This window comes from Fibrobacter sp. UWB10 (assembly GCF_900182935.1).
Classification (GTDB): Bacteria; Fibrobacterota; Fibrobacteria; order Fibrobacterales; family Fibrobacteraceae; genus Fibrobacter; species Fibrobacter succinogenes_O.
Genome location: NZ_FXUE01000002.1, coordinates 20,961 through 37,971, shown reverse-complemented (window position 1 = coordinate 37,971; position 17,011 = coordinate 20,961). Strand labels below are relative to the sequence as shown.

The following is a 17,011-nucleotide window of genomic DNA, read 5'->3' as shown; positions in this document are numbered from 1 at the left end:
ATACAATTTTTCTTGGCAAAGCTATATTTACAATATGCAGATTCTCGAAAACGAATTGATGAGCAAGCACACCTCCTTTAAAGTGGGTGGGTCCGCACACTATTACGTGAAGGCGGAATGCATAAACGACATTCAGAGCGCTACCGCGCTCGCCCGCGAAAAGGGACTTCCCTATTTTATTTTAGGAAACGGCACGAATCTGCTTGTTTCGGACAAGGGATTTGACGGAGTCGTAATTACGCTTGCCGGAGAATTTTCGGAAATCGTGGACCTCGGAAACGGGGCATTCAAAGTCGGAGCGGCTACCCCGCTCGGCAGGTTCGCCCGCAATGTACTCAAGTTGGGTTTTGCAGGCATCCACAAGCTCGCCGGAATTCCCGGAACCTTGGGCGGAGCAATTTACATGAATGCGGGCGCCTACGGCCAAGAAATTGGAACCTGTTGCACGCAAGTCACCGTTCTTGACAGCGACGGAAACATTCGCGAAATTTCTAACGCCGACTGCGCCTTCGGGTATAGACAAAGTATTTTCCAGAAGGACAAAGCAATTATTCTCTCGGCGACATTCCAGCTCCCCGCCGCCAACGCAGAAGGCAAGACGGTCGCCGACCTTGAAGCAGAACTCGCCGAATGCATGGCCAAGCGCAAAGCAAGCCAGCCGCTCAACATGCCGAACGCAGGCTCCACCTTCAAGCGCCTCGACAAAGGCTCCGCCGACATGCCGCAACAAATCGCGCCGGGCTATTACATTGAACAAGCAGGCCTCAAGGGCTACCGCATCGGTGGCGCCGAAGTCAGCACCGTACACGCGAACTTTATCGTGAACGCAGGCGGCGCTACCGCAGGCGACATCAAGCAATTAAGCGAATTCGTACAGCAGAAAGTCGCCGAGAAATTCGGCATCCAGCTCAAGCGTGAAATAATATTGCTAGGAAAATTCTAGTCTTCTGCGGCGGGTTGCTTTTCCGGCACCGGATCAAAGCGATTCAAGATTCGCGTGACAATGGCGTAAACAACGCCACCCATCAAGCCACCGGTCAAGTCAGCCACCAAGTCCAGCACACTGCTGTCGCGGCCATCGACAAAACTTTGGTGGAATTCATCGGTGCAACCATAAGCAAGCGCAAGAATACCCACTACCAGCACACGCAGCCACTGGCGTTTGGACCATTCGTTACGGGTCCAAAGCATGGCATAGCAACCGGCAAGCGAGGCGTATTCACAAAAGTGAGCAAGCTTATCCCAAATGTGCGGAAAGTCTTCAAGCTGTTCATTCGTGAGCGAAGACAGTTTAAAGATGATAGCCATGCAGAGCACGCAAGGCACTGCTCTAAAGAAGGGGTATTTGTCGAATACGCTTTCAAACATCTTGGCGGCAAAGATAGAATAATAGACGAGAAGCGCCCCCGCAGGTTACTATATTTACCCTCATGAAAGCAATTACCTTGAAAGCCGGACGCGAAAAGTCCGCACTGCGTTATCACCCCTGGATTTTTAGTGGAGCCGTTGACGAAGTTATCGGCGACCCGGAACTTGGCGACACCGTTGAAGTTTACAGCTACAAGAGCGATTTTCTGGGTCTTGCGGCTTACTCGCCCAAGTCCCAGATCCGCGGGCGCTTCTGGACGTTCGGCGAAAAGGCAAACATTGACCGCGAATTCTTTAGCGACTTGCTGGACCGCGCCATTGCCGCCCGCAAGAGCCGCGGCTTTGACATCGAAGACAAGGAATCCGCCTTCCGCCTGATTAACGCCGAGAACGACGGCATTCCGGGTTGCATTATCGATAAGTACGCCGACATTTACTCCGTCGAAATCCTCGCCGCCGGCGCCGAAGTCCATCGCAAAGACATTTACGAACTGCTCGCCGAAAAGACGCACTGCCGCGGCATCTATGAACGCTGTGATTCTGACGTACGCAAGAAAGAAGGCCTGCAATTGCGCACCGGTTGCGTCTACGGCGAAGTGCCGGACGAACCGGTCATCATCAACGAAAACGGAATCCTCTTCCCCATCGATGTAAAGAACGGCCACAAGACCGGTTACTATCTGGACCAGCGCGACGCTCGCCGCCGCATTGGTGAAATTTCCAAGGGCAAGAAGGTTCTGAACTGTTTCTGCTATACCGGCGGCTTCGGGCTCTACGCTCTCCGCGGCGGTTGCGAAAAAGTTTATCAGGTGGATGTTTCCAAGGACGCGCTCAAGCTCGCCAAGGAAGGCATCATGCGCAACAAGCTCAGCACCGCCCACGCCACCCATGTGGAAGCCGACGTGTTCCAGTACCTGCGCAAGTGCCGCGACAAGGCAGAAACCTTCGACCTCATCGTACTTGACCCGCCCAAGTTCGTAGAAAGCAAGGACAACCTGCAGAAGGGCGCCCGCGGCTACAAGGACATTAACTTGCTCGCCATGAAGCTTTTGGCCGAAGGCGGCATGCTCGCGACCTTTAGCTGTTCCGGACTCATGGAAATGGACTTATTCCAGAAGATTATCGCGGATGCCGCCGCCGATGCGAGACGGCGCGTTCAAATCATTGAACGCTTCGGCCAACCCGCCGACCACCCCGTGAATACGGCATTCCCCGAAGGCCAATACCTAAAGGGACTCCTGGTGCAGATAGTATAGCCTCGAAAAACTTGTTATATTGAATTCGTTATGCGCATTAACCAGACATTTTGCGGTAGACGATTCAAGTCCATGCTTCTAACAGCATCGCTTTCTGTTTGTGCAGAATTCATAAACATCTTTATCGATAAAATCGTTGCCGCCCGAATGCTGGGCGAAAACGCGCTTGCCGCCATTTCGTTCTTTACGCCTCTCTTTTCGGTCATTCTATTCGCCAGTTCGATCGTCATGGTCGGAAGCCTCGTTTGCTACTCCATTGAACTGGGGCGCATGAACAAGAATAAGGCGGACCGATTCTTTGGGCAGAGCATTATTCTTTCGGTTGGTATCGGCATTTTAATGGTCGTCGCTTTTGCCATAGGCAAGCATTTCCTGTTTAGCTACATGAATGTCGAACCCGAGCAAATGCAGTTCGTGAATGAATTTTACGGATGGTTCTTGGGGCTCGCCTTCTTGATTCCGCTCAACAACACCCTACAAGAAATGGTGTATGTGGACGGCGACACCAAAACATGCAACGCTTCGTACGCGGCACTGCTATTAGGGAACGTCATTTTATCTTGTATATGCTGTCATTATTGGGGAATGTCCGGCATCGCGCTCGGCACCGTCATTTCAGTCATTCTCAGTACATCTGTTCTCAGTACGCACTTTGCAAGAAAGCATAATTCGCTACGATTCATTTGGCATTTTAACATGCGCGACATCGCCTCGGTCATTCGCTTTAGCATGGCCGAAGCTTGCGAATTTTTATTCTTCGCCTTATTTGCCGGCGTGATGAACTTGTATTTTGCAAGCCACATTGGCAGCACCAAGTTCTCCATTCTTTCTATCGTATACGAAATCATTGAATTGAGCGTCATATTCAATGGCGTCTGGATGGCCGCCGAGCCGCTCATCAACATTTACCGCGGCGAAGAAAACAACAAAGGCATCGTACAGACCATGCGCTTTGTCAATTGGACTATTTTCAAGCTGAGTCTGCTTACCACGTCATTCCTTCTCTTTTTCGCACCTTTACTCACGAAAATTTTCAGTTTTGAATCCGAAGAAACCGCTATCGAAGCCGCATTCGCTATCCGTGCCTGCGGCATCGGAATTTTGCCTCTCGCAATAGTCAAAATCTACGCGGCATTCCACGTTCACGAAAAGCCCTTTCTTTCATTCCTGTTCATTTTCCTTGTTTCATTCGCATGCCCCTTGATTAGCGTCATTGCCATGAACACCTTTACCGGGCATGAATATGTATGGTTAGGCTTTGGAATCGCTCCCTTTTTAGCACTCGGCGCAGGAGCTACTTGCCAATTACTTTTCTACGGCAAGGAACACTTCCCGCTGCTCCTAGAGCATTTCTCCAAAGAAAACTACTGGTACACACACGATATCGACCTTACCCCCAAGAACCTGATTCACTACCTTGACAACTTTGGCAAGCTCTTGGACCACCGTTCCGTAAGCAACAAAAGCAAGCTCAAGGCCATGCTGCTTATCGAAGAACTTGGAATGACCATTTTCGAAAGCAACAAAGGAAAAAAGGTTTTCTTGGAAGTTTCCATCAAAATGAAAAAAGACGACTTCTTTATCGTCATCAAGGACGATGGAAAAATTATGAACCTCACGGATCTCGAACAATCCGTAACAGGCCTTCGAATGTATTTCGTGAATATGTTTATGACGGTGCAGCGCGAAAAGCAATACCTGCTAACTTCGAACTACAACCGCCATGTATTCCATTTCGAAAAATAATTTTATTTACTGAACCGCCGGATATCCGTGCGGTTTTTGTTTTGCACCACCACGTGGTACATTCCCGGAGCAAGTGATTTTACATCGAGAGCCACCGAATGGCCCGCATATTTGCGCATGACTTCGCGACCTTGTAAATCAAGGATTCGCACATTGGCACCACCCACAAAATTGCTTCCGAGTTCCACAAACAAATGATTGCCTGCATAATGGACCGAAGTTCCGTATGCACTTGCAAAATTGCCGAGCGCTGTTTTATTCGTATCCTTTGTCGGAATTTCATCATCCTTGCCGAGCAAGCGCCACACCTGATTCCATTCCCAGTCATCGGCCCAACTCTGCACCACGCGTTCACCATCTGTGGTCGCACGCAGGTACATGTTGCTGTGCTGCATTTTCATGCGCACCACGGAGCCTTCATAGCCGGACTGTTTTTCCATCACGACCTTCTGGTGTCCGCCCGCATTCCACTTATACAGTCCCATCGTAATGCCGGCATCAGTCGATTCGTTCGGAGTGTCAATGGACAAGTCGCCAAAGTTGATGCGGTAAGTTGTTGAAGAAAGCGGCGTGATTGTGACAACTGCATTGTCGCCCTTGCAGTCGCCAAGTTCAAGCTTATCTTCAGCAGTTCTGACCATGCACGTGCCGAAATTCATCGACATAATGCGCACGGTATCGGGCTTTGCGGGTTTGGCTTGCCACACGCGCACCCAGTCCGCTTCAAAATACGCGGGTTTGTCAGTTGTAATATCAATGTCATCGCCTGCCCAGCCACCAATAGCCAGATTCACGATAATGTACTGTGCTGCGAGCTGCTTGATTTCGGTCGGGCGGTTGTAACTTGCGAAGCGTTTGTCGTCAAAGTAAAAGCTGAGAGTGCCTTCGTCCCATTCCACACCGTAGTTGTGGAATCCTGCAGAACGATCCACGTCGTCATCTTTATGACCACCGAAGGATGCTTCGTGATCCCACGCTGAACCATGACTGCTGTACCAGCTCGGGTCAGTGTAATGCAAATAGTAATGGTGCTGTTTGCGCGATGCCGGAATTTCCAAAATGTCGATTTCAGGAGGCCAACCGTCTTGCAGAGTCCAGAAGGCAGGCCACGTTCCCTTTTGCGAAGGCGCCTTGAAGCGGCCTTCGATGTAGCCGTACTTGACTTCGAAATGCCCCTTGGTATCGATGGCACCGCTCGTGTAGTCTACAGGAATTTCTTTGTTGTTGAACTTCGCCTTTTTTCCGTTGGCATTCGGGTGAACTTTCTTTTCGCCTTTAAGTTTGAGTGTACCGTCAGAGACAATCACATTCTCTTCGGCACAATAGGCGCGGTGGTTATGCGTCGGGCCCCAGTTGTACGTGGGGTTCCACTTTTTCTTGTCGAGGCTGGCGCCGTCGAAATCATCTTCGAAAACCTTTTCCCAACCGCTAAAATTAGACGGAGGATCGGCGAACGCGAAAGACGCCGACAGAGCCACAATACTCGAGATTATAAAACGTTTTTTCATATCCAATCCTCACCCAACACTTGCCTCTTAAATATACTTTCAAGACAGCTTTTCGCAAAGCAAAAAATAAGTAGCAGGCAAAAAGAACGCTTGCAACAGGGGTTGCAAGCGCTTTAAATGCAATAAAGTCGAGAGATTTACCGTGAGTCTCAAGCGATTCGTATCAACGAATCGTGGAGACGAGAGCGAGGCGAAGTCACATTCGCGTGATCGCAATAGAGCCGAACGGTCTTACCGCGTACGACGCGGTAACTCGGAGGCGTGCTTTTCGAGCCACACGGCATCTTCGAGTGCGCGTTCGGCTTCGGCAGCCCAGTCAGAATCCGGGAACTGCTGCACCACTTCGCGGTAACGCACCACTGCACTGTGGAAGTCACGAAGTTCGCGGTAAGCATTGCCCAACTGCAACATGGTAAAGTAGCGTTCTTCGGGTTGCTGTTCGGTTTCAAGCAAAGCCTTGTACATCTTGACAGCAGACTCAATGCTACCAGCGCTGTAGAGCAAGTTTGCATTGGCAAGAGTCGGAGCCCCAGACGGAGCATCAGCAATGTCGGCCACCTTCGGTTGTGCAACCGGAGCTTCTTCCACCGTCTTTACCGGAGCGGGTTCAGCAGCCTTCACTTCTGCCTTTGCCACCGTTTCGGTAGCCGGAGCTGCTACAGCAGCAGGCTGATTCTTCGCTTCTTTTTCAGCCTTAATTTCAGCAATACGAGCTTCGGCAGCAGCACGATACTTGGCGCTGGGAGCAGCCTTCTTCATGTAGGCGGCCAAGAACTTGAGTTCCTGTTCAGGTTTCTTGTTCTTCTGGGCAATCAAGGAAAGAATGTAGTTAGCATCGTTGCCTTCTTCCTTGTATTCAAGGCCCTTCTTCAAGTTGAATTCAGCCTTGTCCAATTCGCCGAGCTGGAAACGGGTAAGGCCAGCATAGAAATACGCACCAGCGTGTCCTGGTTGCTTGCGCAAAACTTCGCGCCACATGGGAGCAGCTTCTTTATACTTGCCTTCGGCATAAAGAGCCTTGCCCTTTTCAAACGGGTCATTCGAAGAGGCGTCGGCCACATTAGCAGGTTCCGACTTAGCCACTTCTGCCGGCTTTTCAACAGGCTTTGCCACTTCAACCGGTTTCGGTTCCGGCTTGGGTTCGGCAACCTTGACAGGTTCCGGAGCAGGTTCAGCCTTAGCAGGTGCTGCAGCGGGAGCTTCAGCAGGGGCCGCCACTTCTTGAACTGTTTCTTCTACAATCGGATTGTTCTTCGGGTCCTTGGCGCGTTCGGCATCAGCCTTCGCCTTTTGACCAAGAGCTTCATAAACCTTGGCGGCACCTTCGTAGGCGGCGCTCATCGTCGGTTCAAACTTATAAGCAAGGCGGTAGTTAGCAAGCGCCCCACTGTAATCCTTCATTTTCATGCGAACTTGCGCAGCAGCAAAATAGGCAGCAGCATCTCTCGGATTTTCGGCCAGAACAGCGCGGTATTCACCGAGCGCCATTTCAAAATCGCCTTTCGCCTCGAAACGGGCACCTTGTTCCATTCGCGGGTCAGCACTGAACGATAGACCCACCAAACATGCCAATGCAATCGCAGAAATACGGATATTCATGCGTTCAATTTAGCAAATTTTACAGCAAAAACATTCCCTTTGGCCCAAAGAAATACTACATTCTTGGTATGAGTAAAATCATTGCACGAATTATCGTTGGCCTTCTTGTCGCTGTAGCGCTGAAACTGATCAGCATTCTGCTTCTGCCCGCATCGCTTACCGAAAGCTCGGGCTTTGACACATTCCTGAGCGCCTGCTGCATAGCATGCATTGTCGTTCCGTGCGTCATCTACTTCGTAAAGGCGCCCCCCGGAACAAACAACAAGGGCGAACGCGTCGGCTAATCACTAGGGATAGCAAAAAGGACTGTTTCACAACAGTCCTTTAAAATTTTAATTCGAATTTTTCTTCGTGAATTACTGCTTGCGACTACGCACGACAGCGAATGCACCGAGGGCAATCAGCAGCACAGCGGCAACCAAGCTCACCCAAACAGTCTTGTGGAACGGGGCGCTGCGGTATTCCATGCGGACTTCGGAATTGCCAGCCGGAATCTGCACGGCACGCAAAGTTCCAAAGGCATTGTAGACCTTAGCTTCCTTGCCGTTCACATAAGCCTTCCAGTACGGGTGATAGTTGCCTGCGACAACCATGAAGCCTTCGCGGTCAGCAGTCACATTGAACACCTGCGTATCCATCTTAGGGCTTGCGACAAGCTTTGCAGAGCCCTGAATCGGGCCCTTGGCAGCCACACTGCCCTTGCCGTCGAATTCCGGAGTTTCAGACAAAATAACTTTTTCGCGGTAGAAGAACTTGCCCGGTTCGTCACCGAATTCAGGAGCAGCAGGCTTTGCAGCCACAGCGCTTGCAGAATCAGCAGCAGCGCTATCAGCCGGAACCGCGGCGGAGTCAACAGCGGGTTCAGCAGCCTTCGGTTCACGAATGGCCGCCTGCGTCTGAAGCGTCTTGATCGCGGCAGAATCATCCATCACGACGGCTTCGCCGTAGAGGTAGGCCTCACCCATCGCCGTCGGAATCGGCATGTAAGTCGTACCCTGACGGCTATCGAAAATGATGGCACCCACGTTCATCAAGTCGAGGAACGGATGAGCAGCAGTCGGTTCGTTGATATTCATCAAATAGTTCGCATCCTGCTGACCACCACGGAAAGCGCGGTAGCTAGCGAGTTCGTTATCGTGAATACCGTCGGCATTGCGCAAATGATACTGCGGGAAGGCGTTACCGCTCAAAGCCTTGTTGCGCGATAGCGAAAGCACGCGCGGCGTATTCAGGGAGTCAGCCTTGTACGGAGCCTTGAAGGCGGCAACCACCGGGTTTGTCGGCTGCAAATATTCGTTTGCGGCAACATTCTGGATGAACGCTCCATCGATAAAGAAGAGTTCAAGACCTGCGGCAAGAGCAAGCACGCCAGCCTTCTGAGCAATCGGAGCCTTCCACTTGAACACAAAGAGCGTCACCGCGACAATCACCAACACCAGCACAAAACTGGGGATAACCTTGCCAGCGGTTGCACTCATCACAATTTCATTAAGCGGCTTAAAGTACGGAGCCGTAATCGGGTCTTCCAAAAGTTTCTGACCGCTCATGAGCATCACGCCGAGGTAAGCAAAGCCGATAAAGATGCATGCCTGCAAAGCACGCGGAGTTGCCGGGAGTCCCTTCTGGAAAGCTTCCGTCAAGTTTGCAACAGTGAGCTTTTTCTTCTGGTCATCAAGGCTCATCACGCCAAGGCAGAGGGCTGCATAAAGAATCATAACCACCAAGCCAACAGGGCCAATAAAGGTCGTCCAGGCAAAGCGGGCGATCAAAGCAAGCACCAAGAGCACACCATACATAGCAGTACCATGCAACAGAGCGCGACGGTTATCTTCGGCTTCGGCAGCTTCTTCAGGAGTCTTGCCTTCGGCACTCAAAGCCTTCAAAACCGGGCCCGCCATCATCACCAGCAACAGCGGCAACCAGAACAAGGCCATACCCGGAGCACGGAAGTTCTTGACGCCAGGAAGCACATTGTACCACAACTTGAACAACGGAGAATGGTCACCCATGCCGTAGCTCAAAGCAACGACAGCACCCAGACCCCAGAAAGCGGCATAGCGACGCTTGCCCGGCAAGAACAGGCAAAGGAATCCAAGGAAGGTCAGCAAGGCGCCCGCATTGTTATGGTCAAGCTTGAATGCATTGTGGCCCCAATAGAACGGAGAGTTACCCTGCAACTTACGGTATTCATCCATCGAGAAACTCACGAAAGAGGAACCTTCGAGGTCGCCCGTCTTTTCGTTCTGTTCATAAACGTCTACGCCCACAAAGCCCGGCAACAGAATCTGGGCCATTTCTTCTTGGTGCAAGGACCAGCTGACTGCGTGACCGTAATTGGTATGGCTATCGTCGCCGCGCACCGACTGCGTCGTGGTGTACATGTAAGGCGGCACAATCTGGAAACAAGAAAGCGCAAGGCCAAAGCCAAGACCCACCGCTGCAAGGCCAAGACGCTTACCGCGAGTCTTTAAAGCATCGCAATGGAAGGCTACTTCGTAAAGGGTATAAAGGCCGGCACCCCACAGGAACAAGTATGTGAGCTGCAGGTGGGAACCCAAAATCATCCAGGCCACCGAGAGCGCAAGCACAATCATGTAAGGAATGCTACCCGTACGCACAATCTTGCGAATGGCAAGCAGTGCAAGCGGAGTAATCGCAAAGACCATCATCTTGCCATCGTGGCCGCCGTAAATGTAGGTGAAATATTCCGGCGAGAATGCGTAAAGCATGCCGAGCAGGCCCGCCCACCAACGGTTCCCCGTCAGGTTCCAAGCAAGGAGCACGGCACTCATGAAGGCCACCCACAGCGTGAGGATAAACTTGAAGCCCACAGCGCGGGCCGGATCCATCAGGAACTGTACCCATACCAGCGGATGGTAGGCGTCGGCGAACAAGGCGTCGATCGTGGGCACACCGCCCAAGCGGGAATCGTCCCATTCCGTGAGCACGGCACTTTCGGCACGCAAAATGCGGCTACCGATACCGTTCAGCTGGTCACTGTTGAGCATGAGCTGGTTCGGGTCGAACGCGAAATCGCGGAACACGATCAGCAAGATTCCAAGGAAAATGGCGGAAAGCGCCACAAAGAAAGCAGGCTTCTTGTTTAAGAAATTCATGCGGATAATGTAGCAAATAGTTACAGACAAACACTAAAGGACGGCCGGGAATCCAGCCGTCTTATTCAAAAAGTGTTTTTAAGATTATTCTTCGGACTTGTTTTCGAGCTTGTCGTCGGCAGAAGAATACTTGATCAGGCAATACACACCAAATGCCGAGATAATGCATGCAGCGGCAATGGCGACATATTTAATGATTTTTCCCATAAGAAGCTCCAGAGGTTGTTTCTAGTTCTAAAATACTTTTTTTTCAATGAAATGCAAGTTTATTTTTTATAATTGGGGTTGGATATCGTGGAAAAGGAGAAAAAATGAAGAGAATCTTTATCGCCGCCTGCTTGATGTCGCTTCTGTTGTGCGGCTGTGATGATGACGATTCGTTTGTCGCAAGGCCTGATTCCGGCAATGACACCGAACAGAGTTCTTCTTCTAAAAAGAATGTTTCGTCTAGTTCTTCGTCGAACAAGGGAACTTCGACAAGTTCCACTTCTCTAAAGGACGGATCTGATACCCGTTATCCCGATGACAGGGACCTGGACATACCCGCCATTGTGAAAGGGTGCAAGACGGAAAAAGAAGACAACTGCGAATACGGAATCCTTGAGGACGAACGCGACGGCCAGGTCTACAAGACCGTCAAGATTGGCGGTCGGGAATGGATGGCGGAGAATCTGAAGTATGCCTATTCCTGGACCTACTGTTATGATTTGGATACGCTGAACTGTGAAAAGTACGGACGTCTGTATTCATGGAGCGCGGCGTCTCAAGCGTGCCCCGATGGTTGGCGCTTGCCGACCCACGATGAATGGGAAGACCTGTTCGAAACAGTTGGCGGAAGGGATGTTGCCGGCTATATGCTCAAGTCGTCGGAAGGCTGGGAAGAAGGGCTGTGGTTTGGCGGAAACGGAATAGATGCTTTCGGCTTTAACATGCTTCCGGCGGGTTTCTGCATGAGCTTTGGTTGTGATGAAGACCACCGCGAGTACAGTGGATTGGGCAACGATACGGATTTCTGGACCTTGAACGATCAGGGCCAGGGAAATAGCCATGAGGCTATCCGCTGTTATCCGTACAAATTAGATGCGAGTTGCTATTGGCTCGATGTGGATTACCACTTCTCGGTCCGCTGCATCAAGAAATAGCGCACTGTTGAATAAATCTGCTACGATTTCGTGAGAATCATGCAGATGACGGGCAGTTTCTTGTCGACTTCGTTTTCGCTGGGGATGATTTCGCTAGAAACGACTTCGCAGTTGAATTCCTTGACAAAGAATTCGAGCTGACTGCGGTCAAAACCAAGCCAAATGTGACCGTGCGTGGTGCGGAAGGATTCTTCCTTGTGCTGAGCCAAGTCGAGCAGGGCAAGCGTACCGCCGCGCTTGAGGATACGGACAGCCTCCTTGAGGGCAAGGCGCGGGTCCTTGGCGTGGTGAAGCACCTGGCTCATGAGCACGAGGTCGGCAAAGTTGTCGGGCAGGCCCGTGCTGACCATGTCAGCCACCTTGGGCGTCACGTTCTGGATATTTTTTTGCTTTAAAATCTTCTGGAGCCCACTAATGATTTTCGGGTCGCAGTCAAGGGCAGTCACGCGCTTGCAGCGGTTGCAGAGCATGAGCGTGAGGTCGCCGCCTTCGCCACAGCCCACATCGACCGCATTTTCGAACGGGTACATGAGGCGGCCGAACAGACTGATTTGCGCCTTAAGGCTACCACCCGCCTGGTCGAGCTTGTGGATTTGGCCCTTGGTCTTGTCGGTGCGGTCTTCGAGCACCTGGGCAGCACGACACTTGAGAATGTCCTTGTCCGGGAGTTCTTCGTAGGCATCGCGAATCATCGAAAGCATGCGGGTGCTCAGGTACAGTTCTTCGCTCAAGCGGTAGTAGGCCTTGATACCGTCGCGGCGGTCCTTGAGCAAATTGCAGGCAGAAAGCTTTGCCAGGTGGCGACTCGCGTTACTCTGGTGGATATCCAGAATATCCTTGATTTCGTTGACGGTGAATTCCGCCTGGTCCAGAAGCAACAAGATTTTGAGGCGCATTTCGTCGGAAATGGCTCCGAAAAGGTCCATGCTGGGTACAATCGGTTCGCGAGTATTTAAAGAATCTGCCACAAAAGCTCCATTCGTTTAGTATAAAGCAATATAATTTTTTTAGCTTAGGGGCTGTATGCGAATTTTCAAAAGGTCATTGATTGTAGCGGGTTTATGCTTGATTGGCTTGGTACAGGCCGAAGAGCGCCCAGAATACAAGATAGACCTTGCAACCGACGTGCCGCTTACCCTGTCATCCATAGGCATAATCAGCTTTGGCACCGTTCTTTATTACCGCATGGAAACGCCCGACAACCTAAAGGACCAAGACGTTCTTTTGCCCTGGGACAAGCCCCTAGCCGGCCGTTACAGCGAAAATGCAGACAAGGCAAGCGATATCGGGAGCATTTTGGCAGTCGCCCCCCTTGTGGTCGGGGGTATCGCCTGGCACGACGGGAGCTCCAGCGGAGCCGAATTTGCGACATTTTCCTTAATGTTTTTGGAGGCCATTGGCATCGGAAACGGACTCAACCTAACCCTGCGCTCGCTCGAAATTTGGCCACGCCCCCACATGTACGCCGAAAGTGGCGAAGGCAAGGAAAAAGCCGAAAATGCCAAAGCCGAAGCCAACGGTTCGTTCTTTTCGGGGCATGCCACCGCCGCCTTTACAGTCGCCACCTTCACCGACCAATGGTTCAGGACAACCTACCCGAACTCCCCATACAAAGGAATTATGCGAGCATCCGCTTACTCGCTTGCCACCCTCGAAAGCGTACTCCGCATCGCCGCAGGTAAACATTACGTTACAGATATGGTCGTCGGAGCCCTTGTCGGCACGGGTGTAAGCCTCGGAATTCTGGAAATGCACCGCGTTCGTAACGAAAAATTTTCAGTGTGGGTAGGCCCAAATGTTGCCGGCGTCACACTCCGCTTTTGAAACAAATTTATAAGATACCTTTTCAAAAACTCCTGTATATATTCAAAGCGTAGGCAAAACAAAACGCCTCAGGAGTGTGTGAAATGTTTGGTATCAACTTCAATCGTCTGGTCACTGCAACCGCTATTATGGCACTTTGCTGCGCAACAAGCTTTGCCGCAGGTCCCAAGAAGATGGGTATGCACAAGATGACGAAGGTCTCTGCCAAGAAGACGAACCTGGTTCACAAGAGCAAGGCCGCTAAGATTGAACAACCCGAACAGAACTTGAGCGAAGAAGAACTCTTTGCGCTCGCGCTCCAGAGCAAGAACATCTCTAAAGATGGCAACACGCTCACCGACGCTCGCGACGGCAAGACTTACAAGATTGAAATCAAGGGCGACAAGGCATGGATGAAGAACAACCTCGCCTTTAGCCTTTCGACCCCCAAGCAGTGCCTGCTCGAAGAAGAAGGCAACTGCAAAAAGTTCGGACGATTCTACAGCCATAAAGAAGCCACCAAGGCATGTCCCAATGGTTGGCACCTGCCCGATGACGGCGAATGGCGCGATTATCAGAAGGACCAGTCTAAGCTCGACTGGAACAACCTGGGTAAGGGCGGCTGCAAGGACTGGGACGGATACTGCGAAAGCAGCAGCACCGGTCACTACTGGTCTGCCTCCAAGGTCAAAAAGAACACCGCACGTTCCTGGGAATTCCGCAGTGTGGCCCACAGCATCAACCGCACCGACGAAAGCCTTTCCAAGGGACTCTACGTGCGCTGTGTAGCTGACCTCCGCTAAGATCTTTCAACTTCCTCCAAAAAGAAAGTCGCCCTTACAGGCGACTTTCTTTTTTACACTTTTGAGGGCGAAGTTATTACTTCAAACCGCCAATCATCAAATTCACGATGCCGCGGGCAAAGTCAGCCGTCTTGACCGATTTTGTCGGCGAGATTCCCATTTCTTTCTGGAGGTCCACCTTCAAGTACGTCAGGCAGAATTCGTCATCGGTACCGGTATAGGCAAGATTGAAGAAGTAATCCTTAAAGTCGAACTTGGAAGCGGCATGGTCGTCATTCTTATAGTCTTCGAATGCGGCAGCGCAATCTTCTTGTTCGTAAGCATAACGAATCTTGAAGCCGACATCGCAGGTTCTCTTTTTGAACGTAACCTTGATGTTGCCCGAAGATTCCGTAAAGTCTTCCAACTTAAGAACCAGCAGGGCATCGAACAGCGCAAGTTCTTCGCAATTCAAGGCGCTAATGTCCAAAAGCATCTGTTCGTCGTCGAATTTAGTGTCTTCCGGCAAGAAGTCCTTATAGAACGATCTCAGCTTGTCATTCATATTCTGAAGAACCGGAAGATTCTTGCGGAACTGAGAATAGTAATCCTTCATGAAGCAACTACCTTCATAACGGATCACTCGGTTCATCATTTTCTTTTTGGTCAGGCGGAAACCACCCTGAATCTTTTTAGAATCGTTATCCGGATCAGCCCAGAAACCGTTCGGGAACGAGCCGTCTTCGACATTATAGTTGACCGGGTCACCGGGGCCATTCTTTACCGTGATAACGCCCTTATGTTCATGGACCTTGTAAGTGAGCGTGTCCCATTCCTTTGCATCATCGGGGCCCACCAAATTGTGGAGCGTACCTTCTTTGCAAACCGGTTCAATTCGATTGAACGTCGAATCATCGTCGTCGTATGAATACTTTGCCTTTTCGAGAACCATCTCGAAGGATTTATCCATACTGAAAATTCCCGAAGAGGAATCGTCGCCACACGCAACCAGCGCTACAGCCGGCAAAAGGGCAAATGCAATTTTTTTAATCATATTTTCTCCGTTTCTAAAATCAAATTTCGCCTTTGAAAAAGGATTCAAAGTCGATATCGCTGACCATATCGACCACAAATTCGGGTTTCACGGTCAGCTTGTCCAAATCTTGCTGTTTAGTTTCGCCACAAAGCGGGAGCACGAACCGGCAGCCGCTACGCTTGGCGAGTTCAAAGTCTGTATACAGTCGGTCGCCCACGAACAGAATCTCTTCGGGCTTGTACTTTTTGAGAAGGCCCGAGAGCATGGCCGGATTCGGCTTGCCGAAACTGCGTTCAGGTTCTACGCCGTAAGCGGTCTTGAGGAGCGCCATGAAGCTTCCGATATCGGGCACGGGGCCGTTTGCATCGGGGCAAACAAAGTCGGTATGCGTGACCCAGAACGGAATCTTGCGCTGTACGCGGAACGATAGTTCGCAAAGTTCGCGGTAGTCAAAGCTGTTATGGTAAGCAATCAGCACGAGTTCCGTGTCGGCAACATCCGGGCGCAGGTTTAGCGTCGGGTCTTGCGCGGCAAACCATTCCGTGACTTCGGGGTTTGCAAAGAAGAACACATTCTTGATGCCTTCTTCGTGAATTGCATCAAGCGAAAGGTACAAAGCCGAGATAATGGCATCGTCGGCCAGCGGAAGGCCCATGACCTTGAGGCGGTTTTCGTAGAAGACCGGCGACTTGCTGGTATTATTGCTCAAATAGTAGACAGGCACTTGTTTAGCCACACGGCAAACCGTCTTAACCGCCTTCGGATAGGGGCGGCCACTCAGGTACAAGGTTCCGTCGAGGTCAAATACAACAGCTTTTATAGGTGTGCGCTTCGGCATGTCTTTGAATATAGCATATTATTAGACGAGAGACCAAAGACGAGAGACGAGAGATTGTAAAAACATGAAGAGGTAACATCTTTTTTATCTTTTATAGTATGAAAACTCCTGACAGTCGCTTTTATTGCCCGCTGATTACGGTCGGCACGATTACCCTTGACGAAAACGAGAGTACGCACGCGGTGCGCGTGTGCAGGGCGTGCGTAGGCGATGTATTACAGCTGTCCGATGGCGTGGGGCACTTCGCTGACGCAGTCATCGAGGTGGCCGACGCAAAAGCCTGCGTGGTTCGGGTGGACAACGTGATTGAGGCAGAACGCCCGCGGCCCAAGGTGTCGCTCGGAATTGCATGCCTCAAGGACGACGCCTTAGAAGAAGTCGTATTCCATGCGGCGCAGACCGAAATCGACAAAATCATCTTTTTGCGCACGGACTTTTCGCAGGAACCCAAGAATTCCGACTTGAAAAAGACCGTACGCCGCGCAGAGCTCAAGAGCCTCGTGAGTCTGAAGCAATCCAAGAAAGCCTGGATGACCGCAATCGAAGGCCCCGTTGAATTCGACAAGTGGCTCGAATCCTACAAGGGCGACTTAATTCTCTGCGACATCGATGGCGAACGCCAGCTGAATTTAAACGCCAGCGAAAGCGATACGCCTGTCACTCTGCTTGTCGGGCCTGAAGGCGGATTCTCGCCGCGCGAAATAGATGCAATAAAGACCTTCCAGAACGGGAAGGTCCACTTGCTGAATTTGGGCAATACGCGCTTGCGTGCACGCACTGCCGCGATTATTGCGCTCGGAAAGATTCTCTAGTTTTC

At 51.1% G+C, this 17,011-nt stretch carries 16 protein-coding genes; 8 read left to right on the top strand and 8 right to left on the bottom strand.

All coding sequences use genetic code 11. The annotated features are described in order from the left end of the window. Positions 1-34: 34 nt before the first annotated feature. Positions 35-943 carry a UDP-N-acetylmuramate dehydrogenase gene (gene murB, locus QOL41_RS04785; protein WP_283428842.1) on the top strand — a complete coding sequence of 303 codons (909 nt, stop codon included), beginning with the start codon at positions 35-37 and terminating at the stop codon, positions 941-943. Here the strand turns inward: murB and QOL41_RS04780 are convergent. Beyond that, positions 940-1,368 carry a VanZ family protein gene (locus QOL41_RS04780; RefSeq protein WP_283428841.1) on the bottom strand — a complete coding sequence of 143 codons (429 nt, stop codon included), beginning with the start codon at positions 1,366-1,368 and terminating at the stop codon, positions 940-942. The genes murB and QOL41_RS04780 overlap by 4 nt on opposite strands. Positions 1,369-1,430: 62 nt before the next feature. On the opposite strand from QOL41_RS04780, the gene QOL41_RS04775 reads away from it, so the two are divergent. Together QOL41_RS04775 and QOL41_RS04770 are read left to right on the top strand one after the other, a co-directional pair. Continuing rightward, complete coding sequence (locus QOL41_RS04775; protein WP_283428840.1) at positions 1,431-2,624, top strand: class I SAM-dependent rRNA methyltransferase; 1,194 nt, start codon at positions 1,431-1,433, stop codon at positions 2,622-2,624. A 30-nt stretch (positions 2,625-2,654) separates the two neighbouring features. Then, positions 2,655-4,370 (top strand): MATE family efflux transporter, encoded by a 1,716-nt coding sequence (locus tag QOL41_RS04770; RefSeq protein WP_283428839.1) that lies wholly within the window; start codon positions 2,655-2,657, stop codon positions 4,368-4,370. Positions 4,371-4,372: 2 nt separating this feature from the next. Here the strand turns inward: QOL41_RS04770 and QOL41_RS04765 are convergent, their stop codons facing one another. Together QOL41_RS04765 and QOL41_RS04760 are read right to left on the bottom strand one after the other, a co-directional pair. Next, positions 4,373-5,878 carry a family 16 glycosylhydrolase gene (locus tag QOL41_RS04765; protein ID WP_283428838.1) on the bottom strand — a complete coding sequence of 502 codons (1,506 nt, stop codon included), beginning with the start codon at positions 5,876-5,878 and terminating at the stop codon, positions 4,373-4,375. 231 nt (positions 5,879-6,109) lie between these two features. Beyond that, the gene (locus QOL41_RS04760; protein ID WP_173653337.1) at positions 6,110-7,477 is read right to left on the bottom strand and encodes a tetratricopeptide repeat protein; all 1,368 of its coding nucleotides are present in this window, start codon (positions 7,475-7,477) and stop codon (positions 6,110-6,112) included. A gap of 68 nt (positions 7,478-7,545) precedes the next feature. On the opposite strand from QOL41_RS04760, the gene QOL41_RS04755 reads away from it, so the two are divergent. Continuing rightward, a complete protein-coding gene (locus QOL41_RS04755; RefSeq protein WP_173653336.1) occupies positions 7,546-7,761 on the top strand; it encodes a hypothetical protein in 216 nt (71 codons plus the stop codon). 72 nt (positions 7,762-7,833) lie between these two features. Here QOL41_RS04755 and QOL41_RS04750 read toward each other — a convergent pair whose 3' ends face one another. Next, positions 7,834-10,593, bottom strand: a complete 2,760-nt coding sequence (locus tag QOL41_RS04750) for a putative glycosyltransferase family protein (protein WP_283428837.1) — start codon at positions 10,591-10,593, stop codon at positions 7,834-7,836. An 84-nt stretch (positions 10,594-10,677) separates the two neighbouring features. Next, positions 10,678-10,800 (bottom strand): hypothetical protein, encoded by a 123-nt coding sequence (locus QOL41_RS04745; protein WP_255370601.1) that lies wholly within the window; start codon positions 10,798-10,800, stop codon positions 10,678-10,680. 104 nt (positions 10,801-10,904) lie between these two features. On the opposite strand from QOL41_RS04745, the gene QOL41_RS04740 reads away from it, so the two are divergent. Then, on the top strand, positions 10,905-11,735 hold the full coding sequence (locus tag QOL41_RS04740; RefSeq protein ID WP_283428836.1) for a fibrobacter succinogenes major paralogous domain-containing protein: 831 nt from the start codon (positions 10,905-10,907) through the stop codon (positions 11,733-11,735). Between the two features lie 20 nt (positions 11,736-11,755). Here QOL41_RS04740 and QOL41_RS04735 read toward each other — a convergent pair whose 3' ends face one another. Then, complete coding sequence (locus QOL41_RS04735) at positions 11,756-12,703, bottom strand: ArsR/SmtB family transcription factor (RefSeq protein WP_283428835.1); 948 nt, start codon at positions 12,701-12,703, stop codon at positions 11,756-11,758. 55 nt (positions 12,704-12,758) lie between these two features. Here QOL41_RS04735 and QOL41_RS04730 point away from each other — a divergent pair, with 55 nt between their 5' ends. Then, positions 12,759-13,559 (top strand): phosphatase PAP2 family protein, encoded by an 801-nt coding sequence (locus QOL41_RS04730; RefSeq protein WP_283428834.1) that lies wholly within the window; start codon positions 12,759-12,761, stop codon positions 13,557-13,559. A gap of 83 nt (positions 13,560-13,642) precedes the next feature. Then, a complete protein-coding gene (locus QOL41_RS04725) occupies positions 13,643-14,341 on the top strand; it encodes an FISUMP domain-containing protein (RefSeq protein ID WP_283428833.1) in 699 nt (232 codons plus the stop codon). Positions 14,342-14,417: 76 nt separating this feature from the next. Here QOL41_RS04725 and QOL41_RS04720 read toward each other — a convergent pair whose 3' ends face one another. Together QOL41_RS04720 and QOL41_RS04715 are read right to left on the bottom strand one after the other, a co-directional pair. Then, complete coding sequence (locus QOL41_RS04720; RefSeq protein WP_283428832.1) at positions 14,418-15,374, bottom strand: hypothetical protein; 957 nt, start codon at positions 15,372-15,374, stop codon at positions 14,418-14,420. A 19-nt stretch (positions 15,375-15,393) separates the two neighbouring features. Further along, positions 15,394-16,194, bottom strand: a complete 801-nt coding sequence (locus QOL41_RS04715; RefSeq protein ID WP_173653332.1) for an HAD-IIA family hydrolase — start codon at positions 16,192-16,194, stop codon at positions 15,394-15,396. A gap of 98 nt (positions 16,195-16,292) precedes the next feature. Between QOL41_RS04715 and QOL41_RS04710 the strand changes: the two genes are divergently transcribed. Then, positions 16,293-17,006: an RsmE family RNA methyltransferase gene (locus QOL41_RS04710; protein WP_283428831.1), complete on the top strand. Its 714-nt coding sequence runs from the start codon at positions 16,293-16,295 to the stop codon at positions 17,004-17,006. Positions 17,007-17,011 lie beyond the last annotated feature (5 nt).

What these genes read in the sequence shown, in the direction of transcription:
- QOL41_RS04765 (WP_283428838.1), bottom strand. Translation starts at nt 5,878, where the DNA reads ATGAAAAAACGTTTTATAATCTCGAGTATTGTGGCTCTGTCGGCGTCT.
- QOL41_RS04775 (WP_283428840.1), top strand. Translation starts at nt 1,431, where the DNA reads ATGAAAGCAATTACCTTGAAAGCCGGACGCGAAAAGTCCGCACTGCGT.
- QOL41_RS04720 (WP_283428832.1), bottom strand. Translation starts at nt 15,374, where the DNA reads ATGATTAAAAAAATTGCATTTGCCCTTTTGCCGGCTGTAGCGCTGGTT.
- QOL41_RS04760 (WP_173653337.1), bottom strand. Translation starts at nt 7,477, where the DNA reads ATGAATATCCGTATTTCTGCGATTGCATTGGCATGTTTGGTGGGTCTA.
- QOL41_RS04755 (WP_173653336.1), top strand. Translation starts at nt 7,546, where the DNA reads ATGAGTAAAATCATTGCACGAATTATCGTTGGCCTTCTTGTCGCTGTA.
- QOL41_RS04745 (WP_255370601.1), bottom strand. Translation starts at nt 10,800, where the DNA reads ATGGGAAAAATCATTAAATATGTCGCCATTGCCGCTGCATGCATTATC.
- QOL41_RS04780 (WP_283428841.1), bottom strand. Translation starts at nt 1,368, where the DNA reads ATGTTTGAAAGCGTATTCGACAAATACCCCTTCTTTAGAGCAGTGCCT.
- QOL41_RS04725 (WP_283428833.1), top strand. Translation starts at nt 13,643, where the DNA reads ATGTTTGGTATCAACTTCAATCGTCTGGTCACTGCAACCGCTATTATG.
- QOL41_RS04715 (WP_173653332.1), bottom strand. Translation starts at nt 16,194, where the DNA reads ATGCCGAAGCGCACACCTATAAAAGCTGTTGTATTTGACCTCGACGGA.
- QOL41_RS04770 (WP_283428839.1), top strand. Translation starts at nt 2,655, where the DNA reads ATGCGCATTAACCAGACATTTTGCGGTAGACGATTCAAGTCCATGCTT.
- murB (WP_283428842.1), top strand. Translation starts at nt 35, where the DNA reads ATGCAGATTCTCGAAAACGAATTGATGAGCAAGCACACCTCCTTTAAA.
- QOL41_RS04750 (WP_283428837.1), bottom strand. Translation starts at nt 10,593, where the DNA reads ATGAATTTCTTAAACAAGAAGCCTGCTTTCTTTGTGGCGCTTTCCGCC.
- QOL41_RS04710 (WP_283428831.1), top strand. Translation starts at nt 16,293, where the DNA reads ATGAAAACTCCTGACAGTCGCTTTTATTGCCCGCTGATTACGGTCGGC.
- QOL41_RS04740 (WP_283428836.1), top strand. Translation starts at nt 10,905, where the DNA reads ATGAAGAGAATCTTTATCGCCGCCTGCTTGATGTCGCTTCTGTTGTGC.
- QOL41_RS04730 (WP_283428834.1), top strand. Translation starts at nt 12,759, where the DNA reads ATGCGAATTTTCAAAAGGTCATTGATTGTAGCGGGTTTATGCTTGATT.